Annotated in this window: 10 protein-coding genes; 3 read left to right on the forward strand and 7 right to left on the reverse strand. The window is 57.4% G+C overall.

Annotation, left to right across the window (positions count from 1 at the left end; genetic code table 11):
- The first annotated feature begins 2 nt into the window (after positions 1 to 2).
- Entirely contained in the window at positions 3 to 1,028 is a 1,026-nt protein-coding gene (gene yhjD / locus LOC22_RS09540) for an inner membrane protein YhjD (RefSeq protein ID WP_023295574.1), read from the forward strand.
- A gap of 260 nt (positions 1,029 to 1,288) precedes the next feature.
- Positions 1,289 to 2,611: an MFS transporter gene (locus tag LOC22_RS09545; RefSeq protein ID WP_230239505.1), complete on the forward strand. Its 1,323-nt coding sequence runs from the start codon at positions 1,289 to 1,291 to the stop codon at positions 2,609 to 2,611.
- Positions 2,612 to 3,121: 510 nt separating this feature from the next.
- Here the strand turns inward: LOC22_RS09545 and LOC22_RS09550 are convergent.
- Positions 3,122 to 5,164 (reverse strand): AsmA family protein, encoded by a 2,043-nt coding sequence (locus tag LOC22_RS09550; protein ID WP_023295575.1) that lies wholly within the window; start codon positions 5,162 to 5,164, stop codon positions 3,122 to 3,124.
- 65 nt (positions 5,165 to 5,229) lie between these two features.
- Complete coding sequence (gene pdeH / locus LOC22_RS09555; RefSeq protein WP_015571521.1) at positions 5,230 to 6,003, reverse strand: cyclic-guanylate-specific phosphodiesterase; 774 nt, start codon at positions 6,001 to 6,003, stop codon at positions 5,230 to 5,232.
- Between the two features lie 230 nt (positions 6,004 to 6,233).
- Here pdeH and LOC22_RS09560 point away from each other — a divergent pair, with 230 nt between their 5' ends.
- Positions 6,234 to 7,163: a sugar kinase gene (locus LOC22_RS09560; protein WP_017384186.1), complete on the forward strand. Its 930-nt coding sequence runs from the start codon at positions 6,234 to 6,236 to the stop codon at positions 7,161 to 7,163.
- 62 nt (positions 7,164 to 7,225) lie between these two features.
- On the opposite strand, the gene LOC22_RS09565 is transcribed toward LOC22_RS09560, so the two are convergent.
- From LOC22_RS09565 to bcsZ, 5 genes are all read right to left on the reverse strand, one after another.
- Positions 7,226 to 8,716, reverse strand: a complete 1,491-nt coding sequence (locus LOC22_RS09565) for a M16 family metallopeptidase (RefSeq protein ID WP_023295577.1) — start codon at positions 8,714 to 8,716, stop codon at positions 7,226 to 7,228.
- Between the two features lie 222 nt (positions 8,717 to 8,938).
- On the reverse strand, positions 8,939 to 10,225 hold the full coding sequence (dctA, locus tag LOC22_RS09570; protein WP_015571524.1) for a C4-dicarboxylate transporter DctC: 1,287 nt from the start codon (positions 10,223 to 10,225) through the stop codon (positions 8,939 to 8,941).
- A gap of 159 nt (positions 10,226 to 10,384) precedes the next feature.
- Entirely contained in the window at positions 10,385 to 12,391 is a 2,007-nt protein-coding gene (gene hmsP / locus LOC22_RS09575; protein WP_045142222.1) for a biofilm formation regulator HmsP, read from the reverse strand.
- 120 nt (positions 12,392 to 12,511) lie between these two features.
- Positions 12,512 to 15,994: a cellulose synthase complex outer membrane protein BcsC gene (gene bcsC / locus LOC22_RS09580; protein WP_203453096.1), complete on the reverse strand. Its 3,483-nt coding sequence runs from the start codon at positions 15,992 to 15,994 to the stop codon at positions 12,512 to 12,514.
- Positions 15,976 to 17,082, reverse strand: coding sequence for a cellulose synthase complex periplasmic endoglucanase BcsZ (bcsZ, locus tag LOC22_RS09585; protein ID WP_230239506.1), 1,107 nt, complete (start codon positions 17,080 to 17,082; stop codon positions 15,976 to 15,978). Before bcsZ ends, bcsC begins: the two co-directional genes overlap by 19 nt.
- Positions 17,083 to 17,088: the final 6 nt, after the last annotated feature.

Raw genomic sequence — 17,088 nt, forward strand, 5'->3', positions numbered from 1 at the left:
GCGTGACGCCGGAAAATAACCCGCAACGACCGACTCAACATTTAGATTATGAACCCATCAAAAAGATGGATAACGAACCTGAAGCGCCGAAAGAGCCTGGAACGGCCAGCAAAGCGCTGGGCACCGTGACCGGCATAGCCGAAAAAATTCAGCAGATACCCGCGATTGCTCACCTGATACGCGCCGCTGAGCGCTTTAACGACCGCATGGGAAATCAGTTTGGCGCAGCGATTACCTATTTCTCGTTCCTGTCGATGATCCCCATCCTGATGGTGTCATTTGCCGCCGCCGGTTTTGTGCTGGCGTCTCACCCGACGCTGTTGCAGGACATCTTCAATAAGATCCTGACCAACGTCAGCGACCAGACGCTCGCCGCAACGCTCAAAAGCACCATCAACACCGCCGTGCAGCAGCGTACCACCGTGGGTATCGTCGGGTTGCTGATTGCGCTCTATTCCGGGGTGAACTGGATGGGCAACCTGCGTGAGGCTATTCGCGCCCAGTCGCGTGACGTCTGGGAGCGTAGACCGCAGGATCAGGAGAAGATATGGGTGAAGTATTTGCGCGACTTTATTTCGCTGATTGGGCTGCTGGTGGCGCTGGTCATTACGCTCTCCATCACCTCGGTCGCCGGTTCCGCGCAGCAGATGATTATCTCCGCGCTGTACCTGGATTACATTGAATGGCTGAAACCGGCCTGGCGCGGCATTGGGCTGGCCATTTCTATCTTTGCTAACTACCTTCTGTTCTTCTGGATCTTCTGGCGTTTGCCCCGCCATCGTCCGCGCAAGAAGGCGCTGATGCGCGGGACATTGATTGCCGCCATTGGTTTTGAGGTGATCAAGATTGTGATGACCTATACGCTGCCGTCCCTGGTGAAGTCTCCCTCCGGCGCGGCCTTTGGTTCGGTGCTGGGGCTGATGGCTTTCTTCTATTTCTTCGCTCGCCTGACGCTGTTCTGCGCCGCGTGGATCGCCACGGCAGAGTATAAAGATGACCCGCGCATGCCGGGTAAAACCCACCGCTGATATCATGTCGGGCTGATATTTCAGCCCGATTCGCCATTTCAGCATATAAATCCAGGCCGTAACTTTTATTTAACGCAAAACCAGTTTTAATGACTGATATTTAAAAAGTGTGAAGCATTTCATAGAAGTGTTTTCGCTGGTCTGAAAATTATCCGCTTTTTGTTGCTTTTATGACCACACCACGCCTTTGTTACAGATTGAAATGTCGCTTTTGCTATGCCTAATATGGCCCTTCGTTCGTCCAAAAATAAGAAAATAGTATGCAAGCAACAGCCACCACACTTAACGAAGGGGCGGAACACGTTCCGGTCAACTCGCGCAATAAAGTCGTCGTCGCATCGCTGATTGGCACCGCCATTGAGTTCTTCGACTTTTATATTTACGCCACCGCTGCGGTCATTGTCTTTCCGCATATTTTCTTCCCTCAGGGCGACCCGACGGCAGCCACGCTACAGTCTTTAGCCACCTTTGCTATCGCCTTCGTTGCGCGTCCGATTGGTTCAGCTGTCTTTGGGCATTTTGGCGATCGCGTCGGCCGTAAAGTGACGCTGGTTGCCTCGCTGCTGACGATGGGGATCTCCACCGTCGCCATCGGCCTGCTGCCGACCTATGAAACTATTGGCATTCTGGCGCCTGTGCTGCTGGCGCTGGCGCGCTTTGGGCAGGGTCTGGGGCTGGGCGGGGAATGGGGCGGCGCGGCACTGCTGGCGACCGAAAACGCCCCGGCGCGCAAACGAGCCCTGTATGGCTCTTTCCCGCAGCTGGGCGCACCGATTGGGTTCTTCTTTGCTAACGGCACCTTCCTGCTCCTCTCCTGGCTGCTGACTGATGAACAGTTCATGAACTGGGGCTGGCGTATTCCATTCGTCTTCTCTGCCGTGCTGGTGCTGATTGGCCTGTACGTTCGCGTGTCGCTGCACGAGACGCCGGTCTTCGCTAAAGTCGCCGCGGCGAAAAAGCAGGTTAAAGTTCCGCTGGGGACGCTGCTGACCAAACACCTCCGCGTGACCGTGCTGGGCACGTTCATCATGCTGGCGACCTACACGCTGTTCTACATCATGACCGTTTACTCCATGACCTTCGGTACCGCCGCCGCGCCGGTCGGTCTGGGCCTGCCGCGTAACGAAGTGCTGTGGATGCTGATGATGGCGGTCATCGGATTTGGCGTGATGGTGCCCATCGCGGGCCTGCTGGCGGATAAATTTGGCCGTCGTTCAAGCATGATCGTCATCACCTCGCTGATTATTCTGTTCGCGCTGTTTGTCTTCCCGCCGCTGCTGGGTTCAGGTAGCCCTGCGCTGGTGATGGCGTATCTGCTGATTGGCCTGAGCCTGATGGGGCTGACTTTTGGCCCAATGGGCGCGCTGCTGCCGGAGCTGTTTCCGACTGAAGTGCGTTACACCGGCGCGTCGTTCTCCTATAACGTTTCGTCGATTCTGGGCGCCTCGGTGGCTCCGTATATCGCCACATGGCTTCAGGCGAACTATGGCCTGTTCTATGTGGGTGTCTATCTGGCGGCAATGGCAGCGCTGACGCTGATTGCGCTGCTGCTGACGCATGAGACGAAGCATCAGGCGCTGTAAGTGAGTGCCGGGTGGCGGCTACGCCTTACCCGGCCTACGATTCAGCCCTCACCCACAGGGCTGAGGGCTCCCCACAAAATAATGCCTGCACAGACGGCCCCCTCTCCCTTGAGGGAGAGGGCTGGGGTGAGGGGGAACATACGGCTCAGGTGGTCATTCCGTTCACGTTATGTTCCTTGCTACTCTGTCACGACATAACCGGTGAACGTGCCAGGGTGGCTCAGTCGCCACCACCCTGGCGACCCGGGCTTCCGGCGGTAAATCGCCGCTTCGCGGTGCCTTCGGCTTATTCCTTCCGGCTTATCGGGGACGGGCGGAGGTAACATCCCTGTAAAGCCCGCCCTCTCGGCGCATCCCTGCGCCTCGCCCCGGCCTACAGGAAACGCCTCAGCGATTTACAGCCGGACCGAGGCATCGCTGAAAGCCCTCAGTTATTCTGAGGCAACGTTATAGCTTTTGCTTTCAAATTACTGGAGCCCCCTCTCCCCACAGGGAGAGGGAGAAACGGGACTACTTCTTCATCTGCGATAAAATCGTCCGACACTGATTCGCTTCGCCTTCTGACGGCGAAATCAACGCCAGCAGCGCCGCCGCAGGGGTGACCAGCGTAGCGAGCGCGGCGGCGACCGCACCACGCGCAATCAACGGCCCGGCCTTCACGCCCGCCTGAGGATCTTTGAAGGTCCCGCGAACGTACAGCGGCGAGCGCAGGGTAATGATACGAATGCCTTTACTTTCCGGATCGATGGTCAAATCCAGCTGCTCGGACGCCATGCTGGCGGTACCGGTGACGTTGATAACCGCGTTTTCCGTGTCGAAAGCGAAGATCTGCGGACGCGCCACGCCGTTGACCAGATCCAGATTTGCCGCCGCGCAGTTAACGCGTACTTCGTCGTCACCGAAGATTTGCCCGATGATAAAGTTCCCGACGTTCAGCCCCAGGATCTCCATCAGGTTACGGCTCACCAGCCCGTCGTTCATCAGCAGCTTCAGGTTGCCGTTTCCGCTACCCAGCAGCGCCGCTACCGAGTTACCCGTGCCGCGAATATCCGCGTCGCCGTTCATCTCACCGAGGGTTTTCTGCATCAGCTCCACGTCCGGCATCAGCTCTTTCAGCTTCAGCCGACGCGCCTGGATCTCCGCCCTTCCCTGCATTGGCTTTTTATCCCCCTCCAGGTGGATATTCGATGAGATGGTTCCCCCGGCCATGCCAAACTTCAGCGGTTGCAGGCGCAGGTCGGCGTTTTTCAGGATGATATGGGTCGAGAGGTTGCTCAGCGGCAGCGTGCTGCCATGCTCAATTTTACGTCCTTTGAAGCGTACATCCGCATCCATCACGTCCCATTTGTCGGTTTCGAAGCGGTCATAGGGCAGCACTTTACCCGCAGGCTGAACGTCCTTTTTAACCTCTTTAGACTTCGTGCCTTTGCCCGAATCTACGCCAATCAGCGGACCAAGATCGGCCAGACGCAGCTGGCGGGATTCAACGTCCCCCTCCAGTTTCGGGCGCGGTTTACCGGTGGTGTAGGTCAGCGTGCCGTGGATATCGCTGTCGCCGATGCGCCCGTTAAAATTCCGGTAGTCAAAGACGGACGATTTTTCGGTGTTGATTTTGGCAACCAGGCGCCCGTCCGTTTCAAACGGCGGGGTATCTGGCAGCAGTACGCCGGTCAAATCGTACAGTTCACCCAGCGAATCCCCGGCAAACTTAAGCTGGAGGTCGACGCCGCCCATGTTCATCGGGTCGTTAACCGTGCCCACGAACGCCACGCGGGTGTTGCCCGAGCGGAAATCCGCCTGCACCGGGAACGGCGTGCCCTCACTCCTGAGCGCCAGCATGCCGCCGATTTTGCCTTTACCGGTCAGCGGCTGGCCGTTGTAGCGCCCTTTCGCCGTCAGGCCGAAGACGTAATCGCCCGCTTTGCTGTCATCGCCTTTGGCTTTACTGCCCGTCACTTCGCTAAACGGCAGAGGCTTACCCAGCGGATCGACGAGGATCTCCACGTCAGCCTTACTCACCTTATCGTCAATGGCGATCCTCCCCCTATCGAACAGAATATTGTCGAGGCGGAAAGACCACGAAGAGGGCTGCGCATTCTGATCTTTATCGCCGCTGCTGGCGAGATCGAACGTCCAGTTGTTGTTTTTCTCTGACAGGCGAATTAGCCGCGCGTCGGGCTGCTGAAGTTTGATCCACGGCAGATACACCGTTTTGGTTAACAGGGCTAACGGCGCCAGCGTGGCTTCCACGCGCGGCAGGTGGATCATGGTCACTTCGGGGATGTCCGGCGGGTTGCCGAGAATGATGTCGTCGGCGTGAACGTGCGGCCATGGCACCCAGCTTCGCCAGCCGGTTTCCTCTTTCTGGCGCTCCCACACGACACCCAAATCGCCACGTATTGCGAAGGGGCGGTTTAGCTCGGTTGAGACTTTCTGGTTGATGGTCGGTTTGAGCCGGTTCCAGTCAAACGTGGCGATAATGATGATTAAGACCACGATCAGCAACAAGAAAATCCCTGCTGTCCAGGAAATCACCCTGGTTGTTTTTGTCATTGTTGTCCCCTTTCCTGATGAACTTGCCTCTAAAACTATAGTTCAGACAAAGGGAAGCGGGCAGATCAGAGGGTGGTTATCACCTTTTCCAGGGTATCCATGGGGACAGGACGAGAGAGGAAATAACCCTGTGCCGCCGCTGCCGGGGAATTTTGCACGTCGCGCCACTCCTCCAGCGTCTCTACGCCTTCCACAATGACGCCCTGGCAATAGCGGTTCATCAGTTGCAGGAGCATCGTAAACAGGTTCCGTCCCTCCGGCGTCTGGCGCAGCATGATAAACAGATCGCGGGCCACTTTGATGTAGTCATAACGCACTTCGCTCAGGGCGGAGAAGTTGGCCATACCGGTACCGAAATCATCCAGCCACAGCGGGCCAAACTCACACATCGAGGCAAACGAGGAGTCCTGCGGCAGCTGAACATGTTCCACCAGCTCGAAGCGCATCCACGGCAAGGTGGCAATCAGCGCCTGCAATGTCGCGTTCTGACGTAACGCCATCAGGGTTGGGCCATCCACGTTCACCGACGCCAGAATACCGTGCTGCTCGAAGAACGCCTGCTTCGTCGCCAGCATTCTCAGCTGCTCTTCCAGCACGTCGATACGCTGACGCACGGCAACCTCCGCAAAATAGCGGTCCGGTGCAATACGCTGTGAAGGATTCGATGGATGAGTGACGACCGTTAACACCTCAATCGCCATTAACCGACCGTCGGTACGGTAGATGGGCTGATAGGTGTACGCTCGCTCACATTGCAGCCAGTAGCGATGCTCCTGCAAGTTCTCAATACTTGCCTCAGGCGTAGTGCTCAGCCGCTGGATAACCTGCTCTGACTTCATTTCGGATGTCCTGTTGTATGGGATAGCCTTTCTGGACTCGTCACTGAGTTATCGGCCCGCCAGGTGAGAACTTTATGTTCAATTCACCGGGAAAATGAAATTAAGATGACAGAAATATGCCGGAATACGCGCTGGCTCAAAAAAAATAATGGAACGTCGTTTTAATATAGTTGACCATAAAAAACACACAGCGCACACTACCCTTAATTACTTTGTTCAGGTTCACGACTATGTCTAAAAAAATTGCCGTGATTGGCGAATGCATGATTGAGCTGTCCCAGAAAGGCGCGGAAGTCAGCCGCGGTTTTGGTGGCGATACATTGAACACCTCCGTTTACATTGCCCGTCAGGTCGCCCCCGACGCGCTGAGCGTGAGCTACGTTACCGCGCTGGGAACGGACAGCTTCAGCCAGCAGATGCTGGAAGCCTGGCAGGGTGAAAACGTTGGGACCTCGCTGATCCAGCGAATGGAAAACCGCCTGCCGGGTTTGTACTACATCGAAACCGACAGCACCGGCGAGCGCACCTTCTATTACTGGCGTAATGAAGCGGCCGCCAAATTCTGGCTGGAAAGCGAGGCCGCCGCTGCCATTTGCGAAGAACTGGCCACCTTCGATTATCTCTACCTGAGCGGGATCAGCCTGGCGATCCTGAGCCAGGAGAGCCGTGAAAAACTGCTGTCACTGCTGCGCGAATGCCGTGCCAATGGCGGTAAGGTGATTTTCGATAACAACTACCGTCCGCGTTTGTGGGCCAGCCGTGAAGAGACGCAGCAGGTCTACCAGCAGATGCTCGAATGCACCGATATCGCCTTCCTGACGCTGGATGATGAAGATGCTCTGTGGGGCGAAAAACCGGTTGATGAGGTCATCGCCCGGACGCAGGCTGCCGGGGTCAGCGAAGTGGTGATCAAGCGCGGGGCGGAGTCTTGCCTGGTGGCGGTTGCAGGTGAAGCCGTGACAGAGGTGCCGGCGGTGAAGCTGGCGAAAGAGAAGGTAATCGATACCACGGCGGCGGGAGATTCTTTCAGCGCGGGGTATCTGGCGGTACGTCTGACGGGAGGGACGCCGGAAGCGGCGGCGCAGCGCGGTCATTTGACGGCCAGTACGGTGATTCAGTATCGCGGAGCGATTATTCCGCGCGAGGCGATGCCTGCTTAAGGACTGTGCGGGCTGATGCCCGCACCCTAACCCTCTCCCTCAGGGCTGAGGGAACGCAGAGCTTACTGGCCCTGCGGAATATCGCTCGCATCCTGGTGTAAATCATCGGCTGCCGTTTGCGCTGGCTGCGGCGGCGTCGCCATGATGGCGCTCCAGGTGGCCTTCAACTCTTTCATGTCATATTCCGGCTCACCTTTCGGCTGCAACAGAATCAACGCCATATCCTGCGACAGCTGCTGACGCAGATCCTGATTCAGCATCTCCACGGTCAGACCGTTCAGGAAGTCCTGACGCAGTTTCTGATACTGCTCCGGCGCGATATCCACCACCTGATTCTGCAAGGAGCGAATGCGCTGGCTGATTAAGATATCGGTATCGGCGCGGGCATAGGTGGCGAACAGTTTCTGCAATTCGAGGGATTTCTGCGCCACCAGCGCGTTAAACTCCTCTTCAGACAGGCCCTCTTTCCGCACCTTAGCCAGCTCTTTCGCCACCACGCCGAGATTGGCATTCAGCTTATCACCCGGCGATTCCACGTTAATGGCGCACTGGGCGCGCTGGAACAGCACACGGCAGTCAAATCCCAGGCCAATATCTTTCACGTTGTTCTTGCTGAGCGTCTGCTGAACGTGCCAGAACAGCGCTTCACGCGCGAGATCCGCACGCCAGTAACGCAACAGCGCAGAAGACTCGCGGATCGGCTGCCAGGCCGTATCCCACATCATTGAAAGACGATCCTGACGCACGGTATCCGTCATGATGCTGACCGTCTCAGGACGCAGCGGGGACAAGGTAGGAACAGGGGCGGGCGTTTCACGCTTCCCTTTCAGGTCGCCAAATGCTTTGTTGATCTGTTCTATCACCGCACGGCTGTCCACGTTGCCCACCACAATCAGGGTCATGGCATCCGGGGTGTACCACTGCTGGTAGAAAGATTTCACCTGCGCGGCATCAACCGGCTGTTTTAGCGGCTCTGCCGGGTCGTGGCCAAGCAGCGTTGACCCTTTCAGGCGGTAGCGCCACCAGCCTTCTTTGGTATCCGTCGGCCAGGTCGCCACCATGTCGCTGTTGCTCAACGCATAGTTAACGGTCTCAGGCGTAATCGCCAGTTTGCCGGTGGCATCCGAAAGATAGGTCAGTGCTTCTTTAAGCAGATCGTTACGGTTGTTGGGCAGGCTCAGGTTAAACATGGTGTAGTCATAGGAGACCACAGCCGGGGGCAGCGGGCGTTTCGGATCGATGGCCTGTTGCCATAAAGAACGCACCTGAACCGCCTGCAAACTGCCGCTCTGGGTGAGCGCCAGTCGAGGAATAAAGTGGCTTAAGCCGGTCTGCTGGGTGCTTTCAGTGAGGGAGCCGGTATTCACAGAAAGACGGATTTCAATGCGATCGCTCGGACGTTGCGGAGTGGATAATACCTGCCACTGGAAACCGTTCGCCAGTGTTCCCTGTTGCCAGGCCGGGTCTGGCTGGAGCGCATCTGCCTGCACATAACTGGCTGCTGCCATCATCAGCAAACCGCCGGTTAAGAGTCGAATTTTTGTGCCCTGCATGTGAACCCCTGATCAACATTCCTGGTTAAAGAGAGTGTCTCGCGACGTGAGCACTCAAAGATGACGATGAAAACCTTCCGATTAGACAGCGTGTTCGGCTAAACGTCACGGGCGGAAGTGAAATATACCCAAAAAAAATCTTGTCGAATTATGACAGGTATGAACGGTTATTATGCGCAGGTGCCCGCATCCCCACAAGGGAATACGGGCATTTATGAGGGATTAAGAGGATAAACCGGGGGTTTTGTCCTCAGATGTACGGTTATTCAGCGTATCGTTAAGCTTCTTGTGATCCAGCTCTTTCACCCACTTCGCCACCACAATCGTCGCCACGCCATTGCCGACCAGGTTGGTTAACGCACGGGCTTCAGACATAAAGCGGTCAATACCGAGGATCAGGGCCAGGCCCGCTACCGGCAGATGGCCCACCGCCGAAATGGTGGCCGCCAGCACGATAAATCCGCTGCCCGTTACGCCCGCCGCCCCTTTTGAAGAGAGCAGAAGCACCACCAGCAGCGTAATCTGATGGAAGATATCCATGTGGCTGTTAGTGGCCTGGGCAATAAAGACCGCCGCCATCGTCAGGTATATCGAGGTGCCATCCAGGTTAAAAGAGTAGCCCGTAGGAATAACCAGCCCCACCACTGACTTACGGCAGCCCAGCTTTTCCATTTTATCGAGCATACGCGGCAGCGCGGACTCCGAAGAGGATGTGCCGAGGACAATCAGCAGCTCTTCACGAATGTAACGGATAAATTTGAAGATGCTGAAGCCGGTCGCACGGGCGATGGAGCCGAGCACCACCACCACAAACAGAATACAGGTGATGTAGAAACAGACGATCAGCTGGCCCAGCTGTACCAGCGTGCCGACGCCATATTTCCCGATGGTGAAGGCCATCGCGCCAAAGGCGCCAATTGGGGCCAGACGCATAATCATGTTGATGATGCCGAAGATCACCTGCGAGAAGCTTTCAATGACGTTAAAAATCAGCTGGCCTTTGCTGCCAAGACGGTGCAGGGCAAAGCCAAACAGCACGGCAAACAGCAGCACCTGGAGGATGTTTCCGCTGGCGAACGCGCCAATCACGCTGCTCGGGATCACGTCCAGCAGGAAGGCAACAATCCCCTGATCTTTCGCCTGTTCAGCGTAAACCGCCACCGCTTTCGCATCCAGCGTGGCCGGGTCGACGTTCATGCCCGCGCCAGGCTGTACTACGTTGACAATTATCAGGCCGATAATTAGCGCGATGGTACTGACAATCTCGAAGTACAGCAGGGCAACCGCCCCCGTACGCCCGACCGCCTTCATGCTTTCCATGCCAGCGATACCGGTCACCACGGTACAGAAAATGACCGGCGCGATGATCATTTTGATGAGCTTAACGAACGCGTCGCCAAGCGGTTTCATCTGCGCGCCCAGCTCCGGGTAGTAGTGACCGAGCAGAATACCGATGGCGATGGCTGTCAGGACCTGGAAGTAAAGACTTTTGAAGAGTGAGGTTTTCATAGGGTGTCCCTGGAAAGAAAAACTACAGGCTTTGTAAGGTTATGGTTAACCTGCGGCTTTAAAATAACACCCACATAACAGGACAGAAATAAACGGGGTTCAAATTTGAAACACAAATGTTAAGAACTTTGAGCTGGCTCGCACAAGCCAGCAACAAAATTACACTTTTGCGTTATTGCCAGCGTCGGAGAGATAGCGTTGCTCAAAGATATCCGTCGGTACGGCGCGGTCAAACAGGAAGCCCTGTCCGCTCTCCACGCCCGCCGCAGCCAGCCAATCACGCTGGGCGTCGGTTTCAATACCCTCGGCAATGACGTGCAGATTCAGGCTGTGCGCCATCTGAATAATGGCCTGTACCAGGCTGCAATCCTCCGGCAGCCCTTCCACAAAGGTTTTGTCGATTTTCAGGACGTCCACCGGCAACGTTTTCATGTGCTGGAGCTGACGCAGGCCGGAATACCCCATACCAAAATCGTCCAGCGCAATGCGGATCCCGGCATTACGCAGTGGTTTCAGAATGGCGACAGCATCGTCAGGATTGTCGATACAACGGCTCTCGGTGACTTCCAGGATCAACGTGTGGGGCTGAATGCGGTAGCGGTGGATCAACTCGAGCATCTCCGGCACCATGGTCGGGTGCATCAGCTGTAGCGCAGAGAGATTCACCGACAGCGGCAGCGTGATGCCCCGTTGTTGCCAGGCCGCAAGCTGGCGGCAGGACTCTTCCAGCACCCAGTAGCCGACGGTGACCATCAGGCCGCAGGACTCGATACGTTCGATCATCCCCTCAGGCAGCTCCCACGTGCCGTCCGGCTGTTGCATACGCAGCAACGCTTCGGCGCTGGTCACTTCACCCGTGCGCAAATTGACCTGCGGCTGTAGCCAGAGCGCAAACTGGCGATTGTCCATCGCCGTCAGAATGTCGCTCTCTTCCGTCAGGCGCTGCTGGGCTTTTTCCATCTGCTCCGGATCAAAGAACTGGATCTGGTTTTTGCCTTTCCGGCGCGCGGTGAACGCGGCCGAGAAGGCCCGACGATAAAGCTGCTCGGCGGTCAGCCCCCCGTAGTACATCGCAATACCGATGCTGGCGCTCGGGCGAAGCTGGATACCCTGAATGGGCAGCCGCTCATTAATGACAGTGAGTACTTGCTGACCTAGCGTAATGGCGTGCCACGGCTCTTTAACACCGTGCGCGATCACCACCAGGTCATAACCGCTGACCTGGGTGAGCACCATGCGCGGCGCCAGAACGGATTTCACCTTTTCCACCAGCGTCAGCAACAGCATCTCGCGCTGGCTCTCTTTCAGCACGCCCGCCGTGTCCTGCAAGGTTTCGCAGGCAATCACCATCAGCGCGGTGGTCTGCTGGCGGGCGACGGTCTGCTCCAGCAAGGCCATTAAAAACGCTTTGTTTGGCAGATCGGATACCGGAAAACGGGTGGCGTTGCTACTGAGCTCTTCCTGCTGACGCAGGACACGCTGCTGGTTGATATTGTAACTCCGGACCAGCATGCCAATTTCATCGTCGTGATGCAGGCGCGGCAAGGGAAGCTGATGCCCCATGTGCTCCTGTGGAGAGAGGTCGTTCAGCTCCCGGGCTATGCGGCGCAACGGATGCACAATTAACCGGTTGATACACCACGTCAGCGCCACGCTCAGCATTAGTGTCAAAAGTAAGTAAGTAGTCACTAACGTAGCAACCCAACTCATGACGAATTTATACATGCGGTACGAGTCGGCCTGTAGCACCAGGTAGGCCAGCGGCTGCGGGTTAGCCGGTCTTTCCAGGGAATAGAGAGGCAGGGAAATTTGCACCGGCAGTTCAAACAGGCGCATCACCATCATCGGGACGGGACGCTCCGGGATAAAACTCATCCGCAGCGCCTGGAACTGGTTCGGCAGCACGACATCCGCGCGGCTCACGATACCGGCGGGCTGAATGCGCTTCAGGATGGATTCCGCCTCGGGGATATCCCCTTTCAGGATCGAGGCTGACAGGGGTTCCCGCACCGAGCGGGCAATACTTTCCAGTTGCGAAGCCGTGTTATAGCGATTCTGCTGTACGGAGTGAAACAGCAAAATGACGCAGAAGATGAAGACAAACAGCATTGTGACGGCAGACACCATCGCCATCTGTTTGATCGTTAAGGAACGGCTGACACGCAAAATGACTCTCCACAAAACTCGAAGCGCAGGGCGCACCAGGGTGTAAACCTGGTGCGCCCGAGTATACCCGATAGCTGCACTTTTAAGAGAGACTTACAATTAGATTAAGAAAAAATCCGATCACCAGTCTGCATAAGGCACCAGCGGTTCCGGTGGTAAGTCCATATCACCTTGCCAGCCCGCGGCAGAATACCGAACGTAGAGCAGCGCATGGCTCGGGGTATAGTCTTTTGCTTCCTGAATATCGACGCCCAGTCCGACAAACCAGTTGGACGTCACGCGGCGTTCAACAATCGCCCTTGCGGTATAACCCGTCCCTGACGAGCTACTTCCGGTTTCCATTACACCTTTATCGGTATAACGGCCTGGCTCATTGTCCGGGATCAGCCCCTGTAACGGATAACGCATCACATCTTTTGTTTTTGAATGAGACCAGGAGACGGAGCCGCCCAGCTCCCATGACCAGTTCTCTGTGCGTTTACGCCAGTTCACCGGTAAGGCGAACGACACATACTCCTGGGGACTGTAGTAACCGCCCTGGCCCAGCGAATAGCCACTTAAATCCTTATCGTAATGCCAGAGCATGTTGGACACGCCCACCGTCAGGCGTTCGTTGTTCTGATTGATGAGCTTGTAGTAATAGCCGGTCATCCAGCGGACGCGCCAGTTATCTTCGACATTCTTCCCGGTGAGGCTGTCGGCACTCAGGCTTGACCAGATCCCGTTAGCTTCGCCTTTGTCGTAGCTCATGCTCACGCCGCCACCGGTGGCACGCACGCCGCCCCAGGTGGTGTCGGTATTGGGATCTTTTTGCCCGGCGAAGGCCAGCACCGAGCTGGAAATCGGACGGCGATGGGCGTTCAGGGTGTAGCCAATCGGCCCTAAATCGTTGCTGTAGCTCAGGCTACCCACCACATCGACCACGTCGAAGCCCATCGGCGTTGTACCGATATCCCACGCCCAGGTTTTGTTCTGCCAGCCGACGGCCACGCTGGCGCCGTTGGCCGACTGGTTCGTGCTGCCGTGACATGGCGTTTCGGCACAGGTACCCCATGTCGGATCGTAGGTTCCGTTATCGGTGGCAAAGGAACCGGCGTTCATATTGACCAGATCGCTACGGAAGAACATACGTCCGTCCGACAGCGGCGCATCAACCTGGAGCATGGTGGTGTGCGCTTTCAGATCGGAATAGCCTCCCGTGCCGCTGGAGCCCCAGTAGTCGTGTTGCAGCGTGACGTTCAGATCCTGCTGACGATAAAGATCGCCTGCATCGCTGCGCACGCCGCGCTTCAGCCAGTCATCTTTCTCATCGTTACGCGTGAGCCGAGTAAAGCTGTCGTTATCGGTCGGACGGGTCGTTGTGATGCCCGATGAGACCATCGCATCTTTCCAGGTGTCCAGCGCCTGCTGAGGCTGACCATTTTGTGCCTGGAAACGGGCGGCATCGCGCATCACCAGCGCACTTTCCATCGAAGGCGGCTGCGATTTGGCCTGCGGAAGAATGGCGTTGAAGGTCTTTTCTGCCGCGGCATGATCACCCAGGCCAGCCTGCGCCATGGCAAGCCGGCGCTGCATATTGATGGAGAGCGGTTCGCCGTTCTGTGCCGCGGGCAGTTTCGCCAGCGCCGCGCGCGCCGCGTCCTTGTTGTCCTGGGCAAGATAGACCTCGGTCAGGCCGAGGATCGCGTCTTCGTTCTGCGGTTCGCGTTGCAGGACGGTGTTGTAGGCGGTTTTCGCGGCCTCATGATCGCCACGCTGTTCAGCCCAGTCCGCCAGCGTCAGGTCAATACGGGTGGACGGAGGCTGCTGGCGAAGCAACGTTTCCGCCTCCTGCTCTTTTCCACTGTCGCGCAGGCGGTTGGCGGTTTCCAGCACCTGGTTACTTTGCAGGCGGTCCGCCAGCGCCTGAATGTTGCCGTTCCACTTGTCGCGCGGCAGCGTGTTCAGATGCGCCAGCGCCGCCCGGTTCTGATCGTTACCGGACAGGTACAGCCCGCTGGCGTAAACCTGATCCGGATCGCCCGGTTTCTGGCTTGCCAGCTGACGCATCAGGTTATCCGCCTTGCTGCGCTGACCCGCGCTATACAGATCGCGTGACAGTCGGTAGGTGATCCACACGTCGCCCGGGGAAAGCGCAAGGCGTCGGCGCTGAATTTCTGCGGCCTGCGCATATTTCCCCTCGCTTTCCAGCTGTTCGGCCTGGGCTGACAGCTGCTCGTTCGTCAGGCTACGTTCAATATCATCAATGCTGCGGCGCTGGCTGGCAGAGAGCGACTGAATAAACTGCGTCGCCTTCTCCGGAGACTGCGCGCGATAAATATTGGCGAGACCGCGTACCGCGTTGCTGTTGCCGCTGTCCATCCGCAACGTCTGGCGGTAATAGCGCTCGGCCGCGTCGTTATCTTTGCGCGCCGCCGCCGCATCACCGAGGCCCAGAACCGCGTAGCTGTCGGTATTGTCGATATTGCGCGCCTGCTGGTAATAGCGTTCGGCCTGGGCCGTATTGTTGGCTTTCAGGGCGTTATCCCCCTGCTGGATCAGCAGCCAGTATCGGTTGACCTTCAGCAGGCTGTCCCATTTGCCCCGGTTATCGCTCTGCGGATCGAGGGCGATCGCCTTTTCAAACTGCGCAACCGCACGCGCGCGATCGCCTTTCTGAGAATAGGCCTGCCCCAGCGCGCCTACGGCTTCACTGTCGGCGTGGTTGGCGCTGACTGCTTTTTGCAACTCCGTTACCGCTTTACTGCCCTGCCCGGCATCCACTGCGGCTAACCCTTCGGCTTTGGCGCGGAACGCCGGATCGGCGAGCTGTTTTTGCTGCGCTTCAAGCTGGGCGCGCGCCGCCGTCACGTTATCGCCATCGCTGAACACGCTCAGGTATTGTTGCAGCGCGGTAACGCTGGCGCTGCTGGCCGGTTGATCTTTGATCTGCTGGTACCACATGTCCGACGCCTGACTGCGGCCATTGTTCGATTTGGCCATCTCCTGTAACACCGCAAACCCTTCATCACGCCGTCCGCTCTGGAACAAAAGCTGTGCCAGCGAGGACTGTAGCGGGACGTTGCCCGGACTGCTGGCGTTTATTTTCTTAAGCTGATTAATGGCCAGGTTGCGGCGGGCTGGCTCTTTCGCCACCACGTTCCAGTACTCCGTCGCGATGTCGCCACTGGGCGGCTTACCGTCAAACAGTTTGTCATACGCGGCAATGGCTTCCTGGGTGTGCCCGGTGGTGGCAAGCAGGCGAGCCTGCTGGAGGGCCTGGCGACCATCCGGCGTGGAGAGCAGCATGGTAGTACGGGAGGACTGATAGGCACTGGAATCGGGCGCCATTCCTTTCAGGCGATCCAGCTCTTTTTGCGCGCCCGCCGTATCGCCCTGTCGTAACAGGTAGCGGAAGCGCGCGGCAATCACGTCCGGGTTGTTGGGGTCGATCAGCTCAAGGCGATAGAGCGACTGGCGCACTAAATCCTCACGCTGGGTGGATTCCCCCAGACGGACCTGTTCCAGCAGCTGTCTCTGCTGCGGGGAGTTGGCGGCCAGGGCCAGGGGCATTAGCGCCAGGCCAAGCGATAAGGTGAGTAGATTCAGTGTGAACGTGCGCATTCCTGGCCCCAGTCCGGTAGTAATTCACCTTGCACGGTGAAACGAAAACGATGCTGATCCCACCCTTGTCCAAAGAGGGTCAGAACGTAGCTGTAATAAGCATTGTTATCGGGAAAACGATCGGCGACGTGCTGGCGTTGCACCGCTTGCGCGTCCCGGTTTTGTAAAAACGGAAGGAGGGAGGCAGAAAACCCTACCGGCCCATCTCCGGTGCGTTTCCCGGTCGCGACGTCCACTTTCTCCGGCGGCAAGCCTTGTTTGATTGTGGTGGTCGCCATGGGCTTGAAACGCGCCAGTAGCCGGGCTTTCTGCGGATCGTTATCGTTCATCATCCCTACCCACAGATAGACGCGAATCGCATCGTAGCTGCCGATCAGGGATGCATCCTGCGACAGCTGCCAGCCGCCCTTTTTCTGGTATTTCACCCAGTTCGGGGAAAATCCTTTAGGCGCGGTCTCCAGCAGCAGACGCAGGTTGGTTTCACGGAGCGTCGTCCACGGCGCGCCAAAATGGGTGAAATAGCTCGCAAGCTGCGGCGGCAGGTAGCTGGGGTTGAAGCGCCAGACGCTCTCTTCGGCAAAACCGACTTTACCCGGCAGCAGCATAGAACCCAGCCCCGGCACCTTCACCACTTCCTCACTGGCAATGCGCGTCAACAGCGCCTTACCCGTGCGCGTGTAATCGGGATTTTTCCACAGCCGCCCGGCTTCCAGCAGCGACCAGGCAATCCAGATATCGGCATCAGACGCGGAGTTAGGGTCGATAACCGCCCAGGTTTCGTCGTCCTTTTTCCCCCACAGCCAGGCCGGGAGATGTTGGGTTAAATCTCCCTCGGCAAGGTTATCGCGCGTCCATGCCAGCAGCAGATCGAACGCCTTGCGATCGTTTGCCGCGAGGGCAAAGAACAGTCCGTAGCTTTGCCCTTCGGAGGTGGTGATTTTGCGCGCGTCACTGGGATCAATGACGCGCCCATTTTCGCTCATATAATCCTGCTTGAACGTCTCCCAGGCAGGCCAGCGACAGGCGGCGTGAAGATTCGCCGCCACCAGCATCAACGCTGCGACTACACACCCGCGAAAGATTTTCATCACCGC

It is taken from the genome of Enterobacter sp. AN-K1, assembly GCF_020971765.1.
Lineage (GTDB): Bacteria > Pseudomonadota > Gammaproteobacteria > Enterobacterales > Enterobacteriaceae > Enterobacter > Enterobacter hormaechei_C.